Raw genomic sequence first — 19,063 nt, forward strand, 5'->3', positions numbered from 1 at the left:
GTCTTGTGAGTGCTTGTCCGTGCCCCAGCACGGACAAGCACTCACAAGCGCGCAGCGCAAAGTCCGGCGGTGATCTCGGCGGAGAGGGTGACGAGGGGGAGGCCGCCGCCGGGGTGGGCGGAGCCGCCGACGAGGTAGAGCCCGTCGACCGGCGAGCGGTTCGCCGGGCGCAGGAAGGCGGCCAGCGCGCCGTCCGACGACGTGCCGTAGATCGAGCCGCCGGGGGAGAGGGTCTCGCGCTCGAGGTCGGCGGGCGTGCGGACCGTGCACGAGCGGATCCGGTGGCGCACGTCGACCCCGCGCTCGGCCATCAGCGCCAGCACGCGCTCGGCGTACCGCTGCGCCAGGCCCGGCGCGTCCCAGTCCACGCCGCGCCCGGGGTCGTGCCGCGGGGCCGTGACCAGCACGAACCACGCCTCGCTCGCGTCGCCGGGGCGCAGCGCCGGGTCGTCGGGGGCGTGCACGTAGACGGCGGGGGAGGGCGCCGGTTCGCGTCCCCGGTAGGCGTCGAACTCCGCGTCGTACGCGGCGCGCGAGGGCGGGAAGAGCACGCGGTGGTGGGGCGTCGCCGGGTCCCGGCCGTCGAGTCCCAGCAGCAGCACGAACCCCGACGACGACGGCGTCGTGCGCGCCAGCCGCCACCGTGTCGCGCGCCCGACCCCCGCCGGCAGCAGCCCCCCGTACACCGTCGCGGCGTCGGCGTTGGCCACGACGACCTCGGCCGGCAGCGCGTCCCCGTCCGCCGTGCGGATCCCCCGCACCCGCCCGCCCGCGACGTCGATGCCCGCCACGCGCGCCCCGGTGCGGACCTCCGCGCCCAGCGCGCGGCACCGGTCGGCGACCGCCTCGGCGAGCCGGCGCAGGCCCCCGCGCACGTACCAGGACCCGAACTCCTGCTCCACGTACGGCACGACGGCCAGGGCCGCGGGGGCCCGGCGCGGGTCGGAGCCCGAGTAGGTGGCGTAGCGGTCGAGCAGCAGCCCCAGCCGCTCGTCGCGCAGGTACCGCGCGCCGACCCCGCGCAGGCTGCGCCACGGGGCGACGGCGGCGAGGTCGCGCACGCGCAGCGACAGCCGGGCGAGCCCGCCCGCCGACACCGGTGACTCCAGGAACGGCTCGTGCGTCGCGTGCCAGACGCGCTCGGCATGGCCCAGGAACGCCTCCCACTGCGCGCCCGCGCCGGCGCCCAGCGCCCGGTCCAGGGCGGGCGCGATCTCGTCGCGGCGCCCGGGCAGGTCGAGCTCGGCCCCCTCGCCGAAGCGGTAGCGGGCGGCCACCTCGAGGCGCTGCAGGTCGAGCACGTCGTGCAGCGGGGCGCCGGTGTCGGCGAAGAGCCGCTCGAGCACCGGGGGCATGGTCACCAGCGAGGGCCCGGTGTCGAAGCGGAACCCGTCGACCGCGACCGTCCCGAGCTTGCCCCCGACCCGCTCGGCCTGCTCCAGCAGCGTCACCCGGTGGCCCCGCGCGGCGAGGCGCGCGGCCGCGGCCAGCCCGCCGAGCCCGCCGCCCACGACGACGACGCGCGCGTCGGTCACGCGGCGGCCGGCCGGGACTCGGGCGCGGCCTCGACGGGGCGCCCGCGCCAGCGCAGCGTCCCCGCGCGGCGGCGGCGCCACGAGTCGGCGGTCAGCGCGGCGACGGCCAGCACCGAGACCGGGTGGGCGACGGCGTCGCCGACGCGGGACCCGGTGCGCCGCGCGGCCAGCGCCCGGCTCGCGACCCCGGCGAGGTAGCCGACGAGCCCGACCCGTGACCCGGCGAGCGCCGCGACCGCCGGCACGACGTGCACGAGCCCGAGCAGCGCGAGCACGCCCACCGCGCCGCCGGGCGAGCCGAACGCCGCCCACAGCGACTTCGCGTAGCCCTCGCGCAGCTCGTCGGCGCCGCGGTACATCCGGCACGTCGCCACGGGTGTGCCGTCGGCGACGACCCCCCGCCGGCCGGCCGCCTTGAGCGCGCGCAACAGGGCGATGTCGTCGAGGACCCGGTCGCGGGGGTGCCCGCCGGCGGCCCGGTAGGCGGTGGCGTCGACGGCGAGCACCTGGCCGTTGGCCGCGGACAGGGACGGGCGCGGGGATCGCTCGGCGATCCCGAGGGGCAGCATCGCGAGCCACGACCAGGCGAGCAGCGGCTGCACCAGCCGCTCGGCCGGGCCCTCGGCGAGCTGGCGGGGATGCGGCGAGACGAGGTCGAGCCCGGTCCGGCGCAGCAGGTCCACGGTCGCGGCGAGGCCCGCCGGCGCGACGAGGACGTCGGCGTCGACGAAGACGTACACGCCGGTGTCGGGGTGCGCGGCGGCGGTGAGCTGGTGGCAGGCCCACGGCTTGGCCAGCCAGCCGGCCGGGGTCGGCGTCCCGTCGAGCACGCGCACCCGCGGGTCGCCGAGCTCCCGCACCCGCGTCCCGGTGCCGTCGGTGGAGCCGTCGTCGAGCACCAGGACCTCGACCGGCCCGGGCCAGCCGTCGACCGCGTCGAGCAGGGCGCGGACGCAGTCGCGGATGCCGGCGGCCTCGTCGCGGGCGGGGACGAGGACCGCGACGCGCTCGGTGGGCGGCCCCGCGCTGGTGTCGGGGGTGCGGAGGCGGCGGAGGTTGTCGAGGGTCAGGCCCAGCGAGGCCAGGGCCAGCGCGGTGCCGGCACCGACGAGGGGTCTCACGGGCTGACCCCGCGCCGGCGCAGCACGACCAGCAGCGGCACCCCGACCAGGCCCATCAGCACGCCGCCGACGAGGGCGACCGAGGGGCGCCCGAAGAACACGGCGGCGGCCATCGTCGAGGACAGGAACGTCCACACCCACAGCGTGAGGGGCAGCCGGTCGTCGCCGGCCTGCGCGTCGGGCAGGACGCGGTCCAGCGCCGCGATCATGAGCAGGGACACGAGCAGCCAGCCGGCGAAGTTGGAGACCGGGATGCCCGGCACCCCCGGCAGCGTCGGTGTCGGCTCGAGCCAGTACCAGTGCCCGGCCTCGACCATCTGCGGGTCGAGGAAGACGTCCCAGGTGGCCAGCGCCCAGGCGCCGAGCACGGTGGTCGCGAGCCGGGCGTGACGGGGCCGCAGGGCGGCGGTCAGGCGCCGGCCGACGATCAGCGAGGGGTAGGCCATCATCGTCCACGCCGCGGGCACCACCACCGGCACGCCGAGCACCGCGTGACCCAGCGAGCCGGTGTAGCGGTACTCCCCGAACGGCAGACCGGTCGCGAGCCCCACCGACTCGGCCAGCAGCCCACCCCCACCGGCGACCAGGACGAGGCCCGCCGCGGCGCCCGGACCGCGCGTGAACAGGGCGTGGGCCACCGACGCGCACGCGAAGAGCGCCACCGCGAGCACGGTGAGAGTCGGGGTGCCGCCGCCGGTGAGGGGGAACGCGATCTGCACGCCGATCACCCCGGCACCGAGCGCCCACGGCACCGCGTGCCGCGTCGGGCGGCCGGTGACGCCGCCGAGGACCGTGCGGGTGCGGGTCGCCGGGCTCACCGGCCAGCCCCGACGGTCACCGCGGCGGCCGGCGGCGGGCCGTCCGGGGTGTCCGGGGTGCCCTGGGGGCCCGGCGCCTCGTCGGCCACCGGGACGCCGTCACGGTGGCCGCGCCGGCGCCGGTCGAGCGCCTCGGTGGCCGCCCACCCGAGGAGCAGCAGCACGTGCAGCACGAACATCCACAGCGCGATCGCGACGATCGCCCCGACGATGTCGAGCCCGCCGAAGGGGATGCCGAGGTCGATCGGCAGCGCGAGGAACAGCAGGAAGCCCTGGAGGAAGCCCGAGAGCACCGCCGACGTCCCGAAGGCCCCGAGCAGGACCGGGACCCAGGCCGGCCCGCCGGGCGCGACGACGCGGAACCCCCAGGTCACCACGACGCCGATCGCGACGAACGAGACGTGGAAGGCGACGACCACCTGTCCCAGGGTGCCCGCGAACCCGCCGATGCGCGCGAGGTGGGCCAGCAGCGGCGCGGTGGCGAACACCCCGAGGGCGAGGAACGGCACGGCGAGCACCAGCGGCAGCAGGCTCAACCGCGCGCGCCAGCCGGTGAAGCGGTCGCGGCGCGGGGACAGCCGCAGGCTCGCGCGACGCAGGCCCTCCCCGTAGAAGGTGGCCGGCAGGATCGTCACCAGCGCACCCCACGGACCCAGCTCGAGCCCCGCACGCACGAGGGCGTCGAACACCGGGCGTGCCCCCATCTCCGGCGGCACGAGCAGCCGCAGGTCGGCGAGCCACACGGCGACCTGCTCCGGCGAGCTGATCACCGACGCGCCCCACACCGCGAGCAGCAACCACGGCACGACGCCCAGGCCGGCGAAGTAGGTCAGCCCGGCGGCGACGGCGGCCAGGTCTCGGCCGCGCAGCGTGGACGCCACCGCGCGGGCGAGCTCCACCGGTGCGGTCGACGACAGGGGGCGGCTCGGCACTGCGTCTGCGTACCCGCGCCCGGTGTCCGGCAACCGAGGGCGGCCCCGGGGGGTCACGGCCCCGGAGGTGCCGTGACGGGGGCGGCGCGCGTCCCCGGTCCCGCGCGCTCCACGGCCGGCCAGCCCGTGTCGTGAGCGCGTTCGGCCTCCTCGGCCCGCCCGCCGCCCCGCAGCCCGAACAGCCGCTTGGCGACCAGCAGGTAGGCGACGACGGCGACGTTGACGACGAGCGCGACGACCTTGACGGGCGTGGGTCCGTGGGTGATCTCCCAGACCTCGGGCACCAGCAGCACGGTGGTGGCGACGAAGGTCAGGTACTCCGCCCACCGCCGCGCGTACCAGAGCCCGACGGCCTCGACGGATTCGAGCACGGCGTAGGCGAGGAGCGCGACGGCGAGCCAGTAGAGCGTCGCGGCCGGGACGGCGAACGCCCGCTCGACCTCGACCAGCAGCGTCGGACCACCGTGGCCGACGGGGCCCGGGATGCCCGCCTGCAGGATGCCGACGATCTGCCCGGCGGTCGGGCCCCACGCCTCGCGGTAGGCGGCGAACAGCAGGACGGCGGTCCCGAACAGGGTGAGCACGACGACGTGCACCGCGCGGTCGAGCGCGATGAGGCGCAGCACGTACCGGTCGCGCAGGGGACGTCCGCGCAGGGGGACCTCGACCTCCCCGGGGTCGGGCACCGTGGCGCGGGCGGGACGGGCGGGGGCCGCGCGCGGCAGCCACGCGTCGCAGCGCAGGCACCGGTGCCAGCGCAGGCCGTCGGCGTCCTCGCGCACCAGCAGGGCGTCCTGGGCACGCACGGTGGCGGCGTCGGTGCCGACGAGCGCGTGGCCGTGCAGCGAACAGCCCAGCAGCTCGTAGCCCACCTTCACGGAAGGTGATGCTAGGCGGGGTCAGGCGGGAACGGCAGGGATCAACGGGGCGAGCGCGGCCAGCACTTCGTCGGGGGTGACCGCGAGGAGCGCGGGGTCGGGATCGTCGGCGAAGCGCTCGCCGCGGCGGGCGGCGGCGTCACCGAGGACGACGTGCGGGCCGCCGGGCGGGGGACCCCACTGGCTCGGCGGCACGGGCCCGAACAGCGTCACCGAGGGTGTGCCCAAGGCGGTGGCGACGTGGCTGATGCCGGTGTCGCCGGCGAGGACGAGCCTCGCGGCGGCGACGAGGTCGAGCAGCCCGGCGAGGTCGGTGCGCCCGCCGAGGTCGGCGTCGGGCGGCAGGCCGGCGCGGACGACCACCTCGGCGGTGAGGCGGCGCTCGCCGTCCCCGCCGGTGACGACGACCGGGTGGCCCTGGCGGGCGAGGGCGCCGGTGACGACCGCGAAGCGCTCGGGCGGCCAGCGCTTCGCGCCGTAGGCGGCGCCGGGGTGCACCACGACCGGCCCGGCGGGGGCGGCGCGCCGCCCGGGCAGGCGCAGGTCGTCGGCGGCGTCGCGCGCGGTGGCCTCGTCGACCAGACCGGCGGCGGCGAGCAGGTCGCACCAGCGTCGCCGTTCCGGGCGGGCGGGGTCGTCGGTCCACGGCGGCCCGGCCCAGGACGGCCCGTCACCGTCCGGCCCTTCTGCGTCCGGCAGGGCGTGCCCGATCCGCCGACGCGGGGCCAGCGCGTCCAACCGCGCGTGGCTCTCCGGCCCGCGGCCGTGGAGGTTGACGGCGACGTCCGTACGTGCGTGATCTTCTGAGCTATAGCTCGAAAGATCACGCACGTGCCGATCCACCGCCTCGATCCGCGCCACCAGCGGGGCCAGGGCGGCGGGGGCGACGAGGACGATCTCGTGCCCGGGCAGGGCCCGGCGCAGCAGGCGCAGCGCCGGGACGGCGACGAGCAGGTCCCCGAGCCCGAGGTCGCGCAGGACGACGGCGTGCGGGGACGGGGTGGTCACGTGTGCGTGCTTGCCCGTGTCAGGGGACGCGCAAGCACGCACGAGCGCGCAGCGCCACGCTCAGCGGGCGTCGCCGAGGCCGTCGCGCAGCTGGGCCAGGGTCTTGGCGAGCAGCCGCGACACGTGCATCTGCGAGATGCCGACGCGCTCGGCGATCTGCGACTGCGTCATGTTCTTGAAGAAGCGCAACATGATGATCGTGCGCTCGCGCTGGGGCAGCTTCTCCAGCAGCGGGGCCAGCGACTGCTGGTACTCCACCTGCTCGAGCGCGGCGTCGGCCTCGCCCAGCAGGTCGGAGACCGTGCCCGAGTCGGGGTCGTCGACGAGCATCTCGTCCAGCGAGCCGCTGCGGTAGGCGTTCGACGCCTCGAGCGCCTCGAGCACCTCCTCCTTCGCGATGCCCAGGTGCTCGGCCAGCTCGGCGGCGTTCGGCGCGCGCCCGAGCGTCTGCGACATCTGCGACATCGCCGAGGACAGCGTGACGTTGAGGTCCTTGAGCCGGCGCGGCACGCGCATCGACCAGGCCTGGTCACGGAAGTGCCGCCGGACCTCGCCCGTGATCGTCGGCACGGCGTAGGACAGGAAGTCCGTGCCGCGGGCCGGGTCGTACCGGTCGACGGCGTTGATCAGACCGAGGGTGGCGACCTGCTCGAGGTCCTCCTCCGGCTCCCCGCGTCGCGAGAACCGCCGCGCGATGTGCTGGGCCACCGGCAGGTGCCCACGAACGAGCTCGTCGCGCAGGCGCTGCCGCTCCGGGCTGCCGACCTCGTGCGCGGCGTGCTCCGCGAGCTTCGGCATGAGGTGGTCGTACTCGCCCCGGGACGAGCTGCGCCGACCGTCGTCGCGGTCGGAGGACCGGTCCTGCCGACCGTCCTGGTCGCCGTCCTGACGCCCGTCCTGGGTCCCGTCCGAGGTGGCGTCCGTCGCAGCGGTCTCGGTCATGGTGTCGATGGAGCTCACGTCCGTGGTGTCGGGGGTGGGCGGGCCCTGCGGGTCGGACGCTGCGGGGGACGGACCGGTGTCCGCCGCGGCGTGGGGCGGGGGCGTCACGGCCCCGAGGTCCCGGGACGATCGTGCATCGACGCGACGGCGGCGGCATCGGGAGCGGGCCGACGGGAGGGGGCGATCCCGTCCGGTCGGGTGGTGTCCGGGCGGCGGACGGTCATGCGCAGCGCGAGCCGGTGCGCCTCACCCGGCGCCGTCGGGGCCTCGGAGAGCACGCGCACGTCGTCGGCCAGCACCGTCAGCACGCGCCACGCGAACGTGTCGGTCGGCAGCCCGGTCGGTCCGGTCGTCGACACCGAGGCGGTCATGGAGAGGCGCTCGTCGTCGACCACGAACGTGCACGTCAGCTTCGTCCCCGGACGGGCCAGCTCGGCCAGGCACGTGCAGGCCTCGTCCACGGCGAGACGCAGGTCGTCCACCGCGTCGAGGGGGAACTCCGCGCGCAACGCGAGGTCACCGGCGACGGTCCGCACGGTGACCAGCGCTTCCGGGACGGCCAGCACGCGCACTTCCACGTCACGCGGCGCACCCGGTCCCCGGTCATCGGGCGGCTGGGGGCGGATCAACGTGGTTCCTCCCGATCGGTCACGTCCGCGGAACCGCGGACAGACCGGCGAGGCTCCGGTCTCCCGGCGTGTACCCGGGGCCCCCGACCACAAACCGGAGCGCCACCCGGCCCTCAGCGTGTCCCGTCTCGCCCGCCCGCGCGGCTCGTGGTGTGCTCCCGTCCGTGCCCGAGGCCGTGAGCACCCCACCCCGCGCCGTGCTCTTCGACCGCGACGGCACCCTCGTCGTCGACGTCCCCTACAACGGCGACCCGGCCGCGGTGGAGCCCGTGCCGGCCGCCGCGGAGGCGCTCGCTCGGATTCGGGCGGCGGGCGTGCCGGTCGGCGTCGTCAGCAACCAGTCCGGGGTCGCGCGCGGGCTGCTGGCGCCGGGCCAGGTCGAGGCGGTCAACGCCCGCATCGCCGAGCTGCTCGGGCCCTTCGCGGTGTGGCGCTGGTGCCCGCACGGCGCCGGGGACGGGTGCGCGTGCCGCAAGCCCGCGCCCGGCATGGTGCTCGACGCCGCGGCGGCGCTGGGCCTCGCGCCGTCAAAGGTCGCCGTGATCGGTGACATCGCCGCCGACGTCGGGGCCGCCGACGCGGCGGGCGCCCGCGCGGTGCTCGTGCCCACCCCGGCGACCCGCCGCGAGGAGGTGGCGGCGGCCGCGGAGCGCGGCATCCTCGCCGGGGACCTGCTGGGCGCGGTGGCGCTGCTGGGGTTCCGGCCGTGACACGCGTGCTGGTGGTGCGCCTCGACAGCGACGGCGACGTGCTCCTCGCCGGCCCGGCGGTCCGGGCGGTGGCGGCGGGCGCCGACGAGGTCGTCGCCGTCGTCGGGCCGAAGGGTCGCCAGGCCGCGGGCCTGCTGCCCGGGGTGGACGCGGTGACGGTGTGGCGCTGCCCGTGGGTGGACGGCGACCCCCCGCCGGTGACGCGGGGGGACACGGAGGCGGTGGTCGAGGCGCTCGCGGCCCTGCACGCCGACGAGGCGGTGGTGCTCACCTCGTTCCACCAGTCGCCGCTGCCCACCGCGCTCGTCCTGCGCCTGGCCGGTGTCCCGCGCATCACCGCGGCGTCGGTGGACTACGCCGGGAGCCTGCTGGACGCCCGGCTGCGTCCCGGCGACCCCGCGGTCGACCCGACCGTCGACCTGCCCGACGACCTGCCCGAGCCCGAGCGGGCGCTCGCGGTGGCCGCCCGGGCCGGGTACGTGCTGCCCGCGGGCGACGACGGCCGCCTGGCGGTGGCCATCGACGACGACGCGCGCCGGGCGGCGGCCGCGCTGCTGGCCGCCGGGGGCGGCGACGGCGGTGGCGACGGCGGTGGCGACGGCGGTGGCGACGGCGGTGGCGAGGGCGGCTACGTCGTGCTGCACCCGGGGGCCTCGGTGCCGGCGCGGGCGTGGTCGCCGCACCGCGCGGCCGAGGGTGCCGCCGCGCTCGCCGCCGCCGGGCACCGGGTGGTCGTCACCGGCGCGCCCGGGGAGCGGGCGCTCACCGCGCAGGTCGCCGCGGCCGTCCCGGGCGGGCGCGGTGTCGATCTCGGCGGGCGCACCTCGTTCGCGTCGCTGGCCGCGGTCCTGGCCGGCGCGCAGGCCGTCGTGGTGGGCAACACGGGCCCCGCCCACCTGGCCGCCGCGGTGGGTGTGCCGGTCGTCTCCCTCTTCGCCCCCGTGGTGCCGCCGGAGCGGTGGGCCCCTTACGGAGTGCGACGGATTCTGCTCGGCGACCAGGACGCTCCCTGCCGCGGCACCCGCGCCCGGACGTGTCCCGTGCCTGGTCATCCGTGTCTGGACTCGGTCCGGGGTGCACATATCGTCGACGCGGTCGCCGCATTGCTATACGGAGAGTAGTAGTTCGCCGGGCGGAGTTTATGGGTTCGACGCGTAACCAATACCTCGCCGGTGACCTTGTACCCGACCCCCGCGCCCGCCCGGACGCCGGCCCCTGGACCAGACCGGGGCCCGGCGCGCACCGTGCTGCACTGGCACGTCCACGGCTCGTGGAGCACGGCCTTCGTCCAGGGCCGCCACACGTGCCTGCTGCCGGTGCTGCCCGAGGGCGGACCGTGGGGCGGTGGTCGACCGGCCGCGTGGGACTGGCCCGCGCAGGCGCAGGAGGCCACGCCCGCCCAGATGCGGGAGCGTGCCGACGAGATCGACGTCGTGGTGCTGCAGCGCCCCGAGGAGATCGAGCTCACGGAGCGCTGGACGGGACGGCGGCCCGGGCGGGACCTGCCCGCGCTGTTCGTCGAGCACAACACCCCCAAGGGTGACGTGCCGACGACGCGCCACCCGCTCGCCGACCGGGACGACATCCCGGTGGTGCACGTGACCCACTTCAACGCGCTCATGTGGGACACGGGCCGGGCCCCGGTGCGCGTCGTCGAGCACGGCGTGCTCGACCCGGGCGACCGCTACACCGGCGAGCTGGACCGGGCCGCGGTCGTCGTCAACGAACCGGTCCGCCGCGGCCGGGTCACCGGCACGGACCTCCTTGCGGGGTTCGCGGACACCGTCGGTCTCGACGTCTACGGGATCGGCAGCGAACGCCTCCGCGAGGCCGTGACCCATCCGGACGTCGCCATCGGCGGCGACCTGCCGCAGGACCGTCTGCACACCGAGATGGCCCGCCACCGCGTCTATCTGCACCCCGTGCGGTGGACGTCGCTGGGCCTGTCGCTGATCGAGGCGATGATGCTGGGGATGCCGGTGGTGGCGCTGGCCACCACCGAGGCCGCGGTCGACGTCCCGGCCGAGGCCGGCGTCGTCGCCACCGACCTGGAGGTCCTGCGGGAGGGTCTGCGGGCCTACCGTGACGACCCCGAGCTGGCGCGCGCCGCCGGCGCCGCGGCCCGGGCCTCCGCCCTGGCCCGGCACGGGGTGGACCGCTTCCTGGTCGAGTGGGACCGCCTGCTGGACGAGGTGGTCCAGGGGGCGCCCGCACGGGGACGGCGCGACGTCGAGGACGACGTCGCCGGCACCGACCGGCCCCCGGGCCGGCTCGAGCCCGCCCTCTGAGGCGGGTCGCGGGACGGTCCCGCGATCCCTCGTCGTCCCGGCGCGCCAGTCGCCGTCCCCGAACGAACACCCGGTCCCTTCGCGGGACCGAGGGAGGAGTGCGCATGCGGATCGCCATGGTGTCCGAGCACGCCAGCCCGCTGGCCGCGTCGAGCGGGCTCGGCGGGGTCGACGCCGGCGGCCAGAACGTCGCCGTGCGCGCGCTGGCGCTGGCCCTGACCGACGCGGGCCACGAGGTCGTCGTCCATACCCGCCGGACCGATCCCACCACGCCGCGCCGGGTCCCGCTCGCTGCCGGCGTCGTGGTCGACCACGTCGACGCCGGTCCGGCCCGCGAGCTGCCCAAGGACGACCTCGTCGACCACATGGACGTCTTCTCCGACGAGCTCGCCGCCCGCTGGCGCTGCGACCTGCCCGACGTCGTGCACGCCCACTTCTGGATGTCGGGCATGGCGGCGTTGCCCGCGGCCCGCGCGCTCGGGGTGCCGATCGTGCAGACGTTCCACGCGCTCGGGTCGGTCAAGCGTCGCCACCAGGGCGCGGAGGACACGAGCCCGCCGCGGCGGGTCGCGGTCGAGAGCGACCTCGGCGCCTCGGTCGACCGGGTGCTCGCCACCTGCCGCGAGGAGGTCGACGAGCTCCTCGCCCTCGGCGTCCCCGCCGGTCAGGCCACCGTCGTGCCGTGCGGGGTCGACGTGGGGCACTTCACGCCCGGGGGCGAGTCGGCCTCGCGGGGCGAGCGCTTCCGCGTGCTGACCGTCAGCCGTCTGGTGCCGCGCAAGGGTGTCGACACCGTCATCGGTGCGCTCGGCCGGCTGCCCGACGACGTCGAGCTGGTCGTCGCGGGCGGGCCGCCCGCCGCCGGCCTCGACGACGACCCCGAGGTGGCACGCCTGCGCGACCGGGCGCGGGCCGAGGGCGTCGCCGACCGCGTGGTGTTCGTCGGCGCGGTCGGCCAGGACGCGCTGCCCGCGCTGTACCGCTCCGCCGACGTCGTGGCGTGTGTGCCGACCTACGAACCGTTCGGCCTCGTGCCGCTCGAGGCCATGGGGTGCGCGCGGCCCGTCGTCGCGGCCGCGGTCGGCGGGCTCGCCGACACGGTCGTCGACGGCGTGACCGGCCACCACGTGCCCGCGGGCGACCCGGCGGCGGTGGCCGCCGCGCTCGAGGCCCTGCGCGCCGACCCGGCCCGGGCCCGCGCCCAGGGCCGCGCCGGACGCCGCCGCGCGGTCGCCGAGTACGGCTGGGACCGCGTCGCCGCCGCCCACGAGCGGGTCTACGCCGCGGTGGCGGCGTCCGCGGTGGCGCCGCGGGTCGGCGTCCTGACGACGGGGAGCCCGGCATGAGCCTCGACGACGTCGTGGGTGACCACCTCGGCGGGCTGCGCGCCACGCTCGACGGGCTGGCGGGGGAGTCCCGGCGCCTCGAGCGCTGGGGCGCGGACCTCGCCACGCGCCTGCGCCGCGGCGGGCGGCTGCTCGCCGCCGGCAACGGGGGCAGCGCGGCGGAGGCCCAGCACCTCACCGCCGAGCTCGTCGGGCGCTACCGCGGCGAGCGCGAGCCGCTCTCGGCCATCGCGCTGCACGCCGACACCTCCACCGTCACCGCGCTGGGCAACGACTACGGCTACGAGGAGGTCTTCGCCCGCCAGGTCCGCGCCCACGGCCGACCCGGTGACGTGCTGGTCCTGCTCTCGACCAGCGGGCGCAGCCCCAACCTGGTCGCCGCCGCCGAGGCCGGGCGCTCGCTCGGGCTCACGGTGTGGGCGCTGACCGGCCCCGGCCCCAACCCGCTCGCCGCCGCGAGCCACGAGGCCCTCTGCCTGCCGGGCGCGACGCCGTCGGTGCAGGAGGCGCACCTGGTGACCGTGCACCTGCTGTGCGAGATGGTCGACCGCACGCTGGGACGGTCGGTGATCGCGCCGAGCGCCCCGGCGTCGAAGGCCGAGGAGCTCGTCCCGTGAGCCCCCGCACCCGCGAGTCGATCGTCGTGGTCGGCGACTGCCTGCGTGACGTCGACGTGCACGGCGCCGTGGAGCGCCTGTGCCCCGACGCGCCGGCCCCCGTGCTCGCGGCCGACCGCCGCCGCGCCCGCCCCGGCGGCGCGGGCCTGACCGCCCTGCTGGCCGCGCGCAGCACCCGCCGGCCCGTGCGGCTGGTCACCGTGCTCGGCCAGGACGCCGACGACGTGCGCGGGCTGCTCGAGGGCGTCGACGTCGTCGCGGTGACCGCGGGCGGGACCACGCCGACCAAGACCCGGATGCTCGCCGACGACCGCGTGCTGCTGCGCGTGGACGAGGGCGGGCTGGAGCCCGTCGCCGTGTCGCCCTCTTCCGACGTCCTCGACGCGATCGCCGGCGCCGGCGTGGTGCTGGTCAGCGACTACGGGCGCGGACTGACCGCCGACCCTGTCGTCCGCGAGGCGCTGGAGGCCGCTGCGGCCCGCGTCCCGCTCGTGTGGGACCCCCACCCGAACGGCTCCCCGCCCGTCCCCGGCGCCACCGTCGTCACCCCGAACCTGTCGGAGGCCCGCGGCTACGTGCGTGATCTTCTGAGCTATAGCTCAGAAGATCACGCACGTAGGTTCCCGCACGAACCCGCCGCGCTCGGCGACGCGCTGCGCGCGCACTGGCGCGTCGACACCGTCGCCGTCACCGCCGGCCGCGACGGCGCGGTCCTGCGCTCGGCGTCCGGCACCTCGGTGACGCCCGCCCGGCCCGCCCGCGGCGGCGACCCGTGCGGGGCCGGCGACCGGTTCGCCGCCACCGTCGCGGTCGCGCTCGCCGATGGTTCCGCGGTCGACGACGCCGTGCGCGCCGCCGTGGCCGCCGCCGCGTCGTTCGTCGCCGCCGGCGGTGCCGCGGCCCTGGCCGACGACGCGCCGCCGGAGCCGGCGCCCGGCCCCTCCTCCCCGAACGGCGCCATCACCGCCGACGACGTCATCACCGCCGCGCGGGCCCGCGGCGGCACCGTCGTGGCCACCGGCGGGTGTTTCGACCTCCTGCACGCCGGGCACGCCCGCACCCTGGAGGCGGCCCGCCGCCTGGCCGGGGACGACGGGGTGCTCGTCGTCTGCCTGAACTCCGACGCCTCGGTGCGCCGCCTCAAGGGCCCCGACCGGCCCGTCGTCGCCGAGGCCGACCGCGTCGAGATGATCTCCGCACTCGCCGCCGTCGACGCCGTCGAGGTCTTCGACGAGGACGACCCGCGCACGGTGCTCGACCGCCTGCGGCCCGACGTCTGGGTCAAGGGCGGGGACTACGCCACCGACGAGCTGCTCGAGACCCCGCTGGTGCGCGGCTGGGGCGGTGAGGTCGTCGCCGTGCCGTACCACGCCGGGCGCTCGTCGACCCGGCTGCTCGCCCGCCTCGAGCCCGGCACGAAACCCCGAACCGACCCCAGCCTGACCGGAGGTACCCCATGACCAGCGCCGCCGCATCGCCGGTGCCCGCCGCCGACCCCGCCGCCACCACGGCTGCGGGCGACCGCCGGGACGGCCCCGGACGGGTGCTCGTCACCGGCGGCTCGTCGGGCCTCGGCGCCGCCGTCGCCGAGGCCGTCGTCGCCGCCGGCGGCACGCCCGTCGTCCTCGACCTCAAGGCCCCCGACGCCGGGCACGCCTTCGTCGAGGTCGACCTCGCCGACACCCGCGCCGCCGAGGCCGCCGTCGCGCAGGCCTCCGCGCAGCTCGGCGGGCTCGACGCCGTCGTCACCGCCGCGGGCATCGACCGCTGCGGGCGCCTCGTCGACGTGGACGCCGCCGAGTGGGAGCGCGTCGTCGCGGTCAACCTGCTCGGCACCGCCGCCGTCGTGCGCGCCGCGCTGCCCGAGCTCGAGTCGCGGCGCGGCCGGGTCGTCACCGTCTCCTCGACGCTGGGGGTCAAGGCGGTGTCGGACGCGACGGCCTACTGCGCCTCGAAGTTCGGCGTCGTCGGCTTCACCCGCGCGCTCGCCGCGGAGACCGCCGGCTCGGTGGGCGTCACGCTGCTCATCCCCGGCGGCATGTGGACCCACTTCTTCGACGACCGCCCCGACCAGTACAAGCCGGGCGCGGACGCCAAGCTCAACGACCCGGCGCAGACCGCCGACGCCGTGCTCTACGCGCTCACCCGCCCGCCCGGCAGCGAGGTGCGCGAGCTCGTGGTGACGTCGTCGGAGGAGGGCTCGTACCCGTGAGCCCGCGGGTGCCGGGCCCGGTGCCCTCAGCGCAGGTCGGCGGCCGCGGCCTCGGCGTCGGGGTAGGTGTCGAACAGCTCGGTGAGGCCGGTGAGGCTCAGCGCCCGCCCTGCGGTGCGCGGCACCCCGGCCAGACGCAGCTCGCCGTCGCGGGCGATGGCCGCCTCGCGCTCGGCGATGAGCAGGGCCAGGCCCGCCGAACCCATGAAGTCCACGGCCGACAGGTCCAGCACGACGTGCACCGCGCCGGCCGCGACCTGCTCGCCGATCGCCGCGCGCAGCGGGCCCGCCGTCGCGGTGTCGACGTCGCCCACCGGCCGCAGCACGGCCACCGAGGGCGTCACGCGGCGGGCGGAGACGTCCAGCGTGTCGTCGCCCACGGTGGCGGTGTCGGGCTGGGACTGGTCGCTGGCCATCGGCACTCCCGGGACGGGCCGGTCACCCCGTCGGTGACGGAACGAACGGTGACAGTACCGAGACCATCCGCCCCGCGCCGCCCGGCGGGAACGCCCGCCGCCGACCGGACCTGTGCGTGTTCCCCCGGAAGGACGGATCGCTGATGGCAGCCCCCGACGTGCCCCGCCGCAGCCGCGTGCGCACGGACCCCGCGCTGCGCGCGCACCCGGCCGTGCCGCCGCTCGCGTCGGCGCCGCTGGCCGCGGACCTGCCCGCGCGGCTCGCGCAGGCCGCCCCGCGCGTCGTCGTGCTCGGCGACGCCGTCCTCGACCAATGGCTGACCGGCCCGTCGCGGCGCCTGTCGCGGGAGGCGCCGGTGCCGGTCGTCGAGGTCGACCACACCACCGGCTCGCCCGGCGCCGCCGCCAACACCGCAGCCAACCTCGCCGCCCTCGGCGCGCGCACCGAGCTGGTCTCGGTGCTCGGCGACGACGCCGACGCCGCCACGGTGCGCGAGCTGCTCGCCGGGTACGGCGTGGGTCTCGACGGCGTGGTCACCGACCCGGCCCGCCCGACCGCGGCCAAGCGCCGCGTGCTCGCCGACGACGCCCTGGTCGCCCGGTTCGACACCACGCCGCGTGCGGCGCCCGGGGCGGGCACGCGCGCGGCGGTGCGCGACGCGCTGCGCGCGGCGGTCGACGGCGCGGACGCCGTGGTGGTGTGCGACTACGACGGGGGCCTGCTCGACGAGGAGGTCGTCGCGGCTGTCGCCGAGGTCGTCGGCCCGCCCGGGCACCGGAGCTGCCGGCTCGTCGTCGACGCCCACGACCCCGCCCGCTGGGCGTCCGCCCGCCCCGACCTCGTCACCCCCAACGCGGGGGAGGCGGCGCTGCTGCTGGGCCGCGAGCTCGGCGGGCCCGACCGGGTCGCCGCCGCCGAGGCCGCGGGCCCGGACCTGCGCGAGCGTTCCGGCGCCGCGGCCGTCGTCGTCACCCTCGACCGCGACGGCGCGCTGCTGCTGCCCGACCCCACCGGCGACGAGCGGGCGCCCGCGCACCGCACCTTCGCCCGCCCCGCGCCGGAGAGCCGCACGTGCGGGGCGGGGGACACGTTCACCGCCGCGCTGGTGCTCGCGCTCGCCGCGGGCACGCCGGCGGCGACGGCGGTGGAGCTCGCCCAGGCCGCCGCCGACGTCGTCGTGGGCCGGCCCGGGACCTCGGTGTGCGGCACCGGCGAGCTCGCCGAGCGCGTGGCCGCGGCCGAGGGCCCGCTGCTCGACGCGACGTCGCTGGCCGCCATCGTCGATGAGCACCGCGTGGCGGGGCGGCGCGTGGTGTTCACCAACGGCTGCTTCGACGTCGTGCACCGCGGGCACGTCGCGTCGCTCAACCAGGCCAAGCGCCTCGGCGACGTGCTCGTCGTGGCGCTGAACTCCGACGACTCGGTGGCGCGGCTCAAGGGCCCCGAGCGGCCGCTGAACCCGCTCGCCGACCGGGCGGCGGTGATCGGCGCGCTGAGCTGCGTCGACCACGTCACCGCGTTCGACGCCGACACCCCGGCCGAGCTGCTCGAGCTGCTGCGCCCCGACGTCTACGCCAAGGGCGGGGACTACACCCCGGAGATGCTGCGCGAGTCGGCGACGGTGGCGTCCTACGGCGGGCGCGTGGTGATCCTGGACTACCTGCCCGACCGCTCGACCACGTCGCTGGTGGACCGGATCCGGGGCGGGGCGGCGTCGTGACCGCTCCCGACGTGCTGGTGGACGTCCTCGTCCCGACCCGCGGGCGGCCCGTCGAGCTGGCGACGACCCTCGCCGGGCTGGCGGCGCAGACCGGGGTGCCGTACCGGGTGACGATCTCCGACCAGTCCGACGGCGACCCCTCGTGGGACACCCCGCCGGCGTGGACGCTGATCCGCTGGCTGCGCCGGCGCGGGGTGGAGGTCGCGCTGCACCGCCACCTGCCGCCGCGGGGGATGGCCGAGCAGCGCGCGTTCCTGCTGTCGTGCGCCTCGGCGCCGGCGGTGCTCTACCTCGACGACGACGTCTGGCTCGAGCCGGGCGTGCTGGCGCGGCTGCACGGGGCGCTGCGGGAGCTGCGGTGCGGGATGGTCGGCGCGGCGATGCAGGGGCTCGGGCACGCCGAGGACCGCCGCCCGCACGAGGTCACGTCGTTCGAGGTGTGGCGGGGCGGGGTGGAGCCCGAGACGCTAGTCAAGGACGGGCCGGGGTGGGAGCGCTGGCGGCTGCACAACGCCGCCAACGCGCTGCACCTGGCCGAGTCGCTCGGCGTCGACGGGCCGTCGCGCCCGGTCCCGCCGCCCGAGGAGTACGTGCCGTACAAGGTGGCGTGGGTCGCGGGATGCGTGCTGTTCGATCGCGAGGCGCTGCTCGAGGCCGGCGGCTTCGACTTCTGGCGCGACGTGCCCTCCGACGCGCACGGCGAGGACGTGTACTCGCAGCAGCGGGTGATGGCGCGCCGCGGTGCCGCCGGCATCCTCCCGCCGGGCGCCTACCACCAGGAATCGCCCACCGCCCTCCCGGACCGCGGCGTCTCAGCCGTCGACGCCCTACGTGCGTGATCTTCTGAGCTATAGCTCAGAAGATCACGCACGTAGGCCTCCGGTGGATCCCACGGTCCACCATGCACGTCGAACAGGGCATGGACGAGTTCGACGAGTGGCGACGGTTGCGGGAGGACCAGCACGAGGTCGTCACCCGCGCCCAGCTCCTGGCCAGGGGCTTCACCGACGGCGGCATCGCCGCCCAGGTGGACGCCGGCCGGTGGCAGCGGTTGCACGAGGGCGTCTACGCGCTGTTCTCCGGGCCACCGAGCCCGGATGCGCTTCGCATCGCGGCACTCCTCGCCTGCCGAGGGGTCGCGCTCCTCAGCCACGAGACGGCGGGCGAGCTCCACGGCTTCGTGGCCCCGGACGCGGCCCGTCCGATCCACGTCACCGTCCCCTACGGCACGTCGGCGTTCCGGTCGGACGGGCTGCGGGTCCACCGGTCGCGGGCGTTCGTCCACATCGCGGCACCGGGTGCCGTGCCGCCACGGACCAGTCGTGCCCACACCGTGCTCGACCTGGCCGTCGGGGCGCCGGACGCGGCCGAGGCGATGCGACGTACTCACCAGCTCGCGCTCGATGCCGGTGTCCCGGCCGCCGCTCTGGAGCGGGCGTCGGAGCTGCGGCGGCCGCCGCGGTACCGCCGCGCGATCGCTCACACCGTGGCGATGCTGCGTGACGGCGTCCTCTCCGCTCTCGAGCGCCGCTACGCCTTCGACGTCGAGGTCGCCCACGGGTTGCCCGTCGGCCGGCGGCAGTCTCCGGTGCTCGTCGACGGGGTGCGGCGCTACGAGGACATCGCGTACGACTGCCCAGCTGGTCGGGTGATCGTCCGTCTCGATGGCCATCGATACCACCGCGACAGGGAGTCGGCCCTGCTCGACCGTCGCCGTGGGCTCGCCGCGGTCCTGGCCCGCGCCATCTCGCTCGCGTACGGCTGGGACGAGGTGACGCAGGCGCCGTGCCGGACGGCCCGCGAGCTCGAGGCCGTCCTGCGCCTCTGTGGCTGGGAGGGGACGTTGGTCCCTTGCGCCGGCTGTCGTGCGTGATCTTCTGAGCTATAGCT

19 protein-coding genes are annotated in these 19,063 nt (G+C 77.1%); 10 read left to right on the plus strand and 9 right to left on the minus strand.

The window, feature by feature from the left end; genetic code table 11:
* Positions 1-41: 41 nt before the first annotated feature.
* The 8 genes from C8D89_RS17935 to C8D89_RS17970 form a co-directional block, all read right to left on the minus strand.
* A complete protein-coding gene (locus C8D89_RS17935; RefSeq protein ID WP_116709540.1) occupies positions 42-1,535 on the minus strand; it encodes a phytoene desaturase family protein in 1,494 nt (497 codons plus the stop codon).
* A complete protein-coding gene (locus C8D89_RS17940; RefSeq protein ID WP_116709486.1) occupies positions 1,532-2,656 on the minus strand; it encodes a glycosyltransferase family 2 protein in 1,125 nt (374 codons plus the stop codon). The genes C8D89_RS17935 and C8D89_RS17940 overlap by 4 nt, the downstream gene beginning before the upstream one ends.
* A complete protein-coding gene (locus C8D89_RS17945; RefSeq protein WP_116709487.1) occupies positions 2,653-3,474 on the minus strand; it encodes a carotenoid biosynthesis protein in 822 nt (273 codons plus the stop codon). Before C8D89_RS17945 ends, C8D89_RS17940 begins: the two co-directional genes overlap by 4 nt.
* A complete protein-coding gene (locus C8D89_RS17950; RefSeq protein WP_165825780.1) occupies positions 3,471-4,406 on the minus strand; it encodes a YhjD/YihY/BrkB family envelope integrity protein in 936 nt (311 codons plus the stop codon). Before C8D89_RS17950 ends, C8D89_RS17945 begins: the two co-directional genes overlap by 4 nt.
* 53 nt (positions 4,407-4,459) lie before the next feature.
* Positions 4,460-5,284: a DUF2127 domain-containing protein gene (locus C8D89_RS17955; protein ID WP_116709489.1), complete on the minus strand. Its 825-nt coding sequence runs from the start codon at positions 5,282-5,284 to the stop codon at positions 4,460-4,462.
* 21 nt (positions 5,285-5,305) lie between these two features.
* Positions 5,306-6,292, minus strand: coding sequence for a glycosyltransferase family 9 protein (locus C8D89_RS17960; protein WP_116709490.1), 987 nt, complete (start codon positions 6,290-6,292; stop codon positions 5,306-5,308).
* 60 nt (positions 6,293-6,352) lie between these two features.
* Complete coding sequence (locus C8D89_RS17965) at positions 6,353-7,090, minus strand: RNA polymerase sigma factor SigF (protein ID WP_116709541.1); 738 nt, start codon at positions 7,088-7,090, stop codon at positions 6,353-6,355.
* A 248-nt stretch (positions 7,091-7,338) separates the two neighbouring features.
* Complete coding sequence (locus C8D89_RS17970) at positions 7,339-7,812, minus strand: ATP-binding protein (protein WP_243418204.1); 474 nt, start codon at positions 7,810-7,812, stop codon at positions 7,339-7,341.
* 215 nt (positions 7,813-8,027) lie between these two features.
* On the opposite strand from C8D89_RS17970, the gene C8D89_RS17975 reads away from it, so the two are divergent.
* The 7 genes from C8D89_RS17975 (at position 8,028) to C8D89_RS18005 (ending at position 15,036) form a co-directional block, all read left to right on the plus strand.
* On the plus strand, positions 8,028-8,573 hold the full coding sequence (locus C8D89_RS17975; protein ID WP_243418205.1) for an HAD-IIIA family hydrolase: 546 nt from the start codon (positions 8,028-8,030) through the stop codon (positions 8,571-8,573).
* Entirely contained in the window at positions 8,570-9,694 is a 1,125-nt protein-coding gene (locus C8D89_RS17980) for a glycosyltransferase family 9 protein (RefSeq protein WP_207787288.1), read from the plus strand. Before C8D89_RS17975 ends, C8D89_RS17980 begins: the two co-directional genes overlap by 4 nt.
* A 123-nt stretch (positions 9,695-9,817) precedes the next feature.
* Positions 9,818-10,861 (plus strand): glycosyltransferase, encoded by a 1,044-nt coding sequence (locus tag C8D89_RS17985; RefSeq protein ID WP_243418216.1) that lies wholly within the window; start codon positions 9,818-9,820, stop codon positions 10,859-10,861.
* A 104-nt stretch (positions 10,862-10,965) separates the two neighbouring features.
* A complete protein-coding gene (locus C8D89_RS17990; protein ID WP_116709494.1) occupies positions 10,966-12,207 on the plus strand; it encodes a glycosyltransferase in 1,242 nt (413 codons plus the stop codon).
* A complete protein-coding gene (locus C8D89_RS17995; RefSeq protein WP_116709495.1) occupies positions 12,204-12,824 on the plus strand; it encodes a D-sedoheptulose-7-phosphate isomerase in 621 nt (206 codons plus the stop codon). The genes C8D89_RS17990 and C8D89_RS17995 overlap by 4 nt, the downstream gene beginning before the upstream one ends.
* Complete coding sequence (locus tag C8D89_RS18000) at positions 12,821-14,284, plus strand: PfkB family carbohydrate kinase (protein WP_116709496.1); 1,464 nt, start codon at positions 12,821-12,823, stop codon at positions 14,282-14,284. Before C8D89_RS17995 ends, C8D89_RS18000 begins: the two co-directional genes overlap by 4 nt.
* A complete protein-coding gene (locus tag C8D89_RS18005) occupies positions 14,281-15,036 on the plus strand; it encodes an SDR family oxidoreductase (RefSeq protein ID WP_116709497.1) in 756 nt (251 codons plus the stop codon). Before C8D89_RS18000 ends, C8D89_RS18005 begins: the two co-directional genes overlap by 4 nt.
* A 26-nt stretch (positions 15,037-15,062) precedes the next feature.
* Here the strand turns inward: C8D89_RS18005 and C8D89_RS18010 are convergent, their stop codons facing one another.
* Positions 15,063-15,452, minus strand: a complete 390-nt coding sequence (locus tag C8D89_RS18010) for an STAS domain-containing protein (RefSeq protein ID WP_133251956.1) — start codon at positions 15,450-15,452, stop codon at positions 15,063-15,065.
* Between the two features lie 143 nt (positions 15,453-15,595).
* Between C8D89_RS18010 and rfaE2 the strand changes: the two genes are divergently transcribed.
* From rfaE2 to C8D89_RS18025, 3 genes are all read left to right on the plus strand, one after another.
* On the plus strand, positions 15,596-17,173 hold the full coding sequence (rfaE2, locus tag C8D89_RS18015) for a D-glycero-beta-D-manno-heptose 1-phosphate adenylyltransferase (protein ID WP_116709499.1): 1,578 nt from the start codon (positions 15,596-15,598) through the stop codon (positions 17,171-17,173).
* Entirely contained in the window at positions 17,170-18,012 is an 843-nt protein-coding gene (locus C8D89_RS18020; protein ID WP_243418206.1) for a glycosyltransferase family 2 protein, read from the plus strand. The genes rfaE2 and C8D89_RS18020 overlap by 4 nt, the downstream gene beginning before the upstream one ends.
* A gap of 62 nt (positions 18,013-18,074) precedes the next feature.
* Positions 18,075-19,046 (plus strand): type IV toxin-antitoxin system AbiEi family antitoxin domain-containing protein, encoded by a 972-nt coding sequence (locus C8D89_RS18025; RefSeq protein ID WP_207787289.1) that lies wholly within the window; start codon positions 18,075-18,077, stop codon positions 19,044-19,046.
* Positions 19,047-19,063: the final 17 nt, after the last annotated feature.

Source organism: Actinomycetospora cinnamomea (assembly GCF_003096675.1).
Taxonomy (GTDB): Bacteria; Actinomycetota; Actinomycetes; order Mycobacteriales; family Pseudonocardiaceae; genus Actinomycetospora; species Actinomycetospora cinnamomea.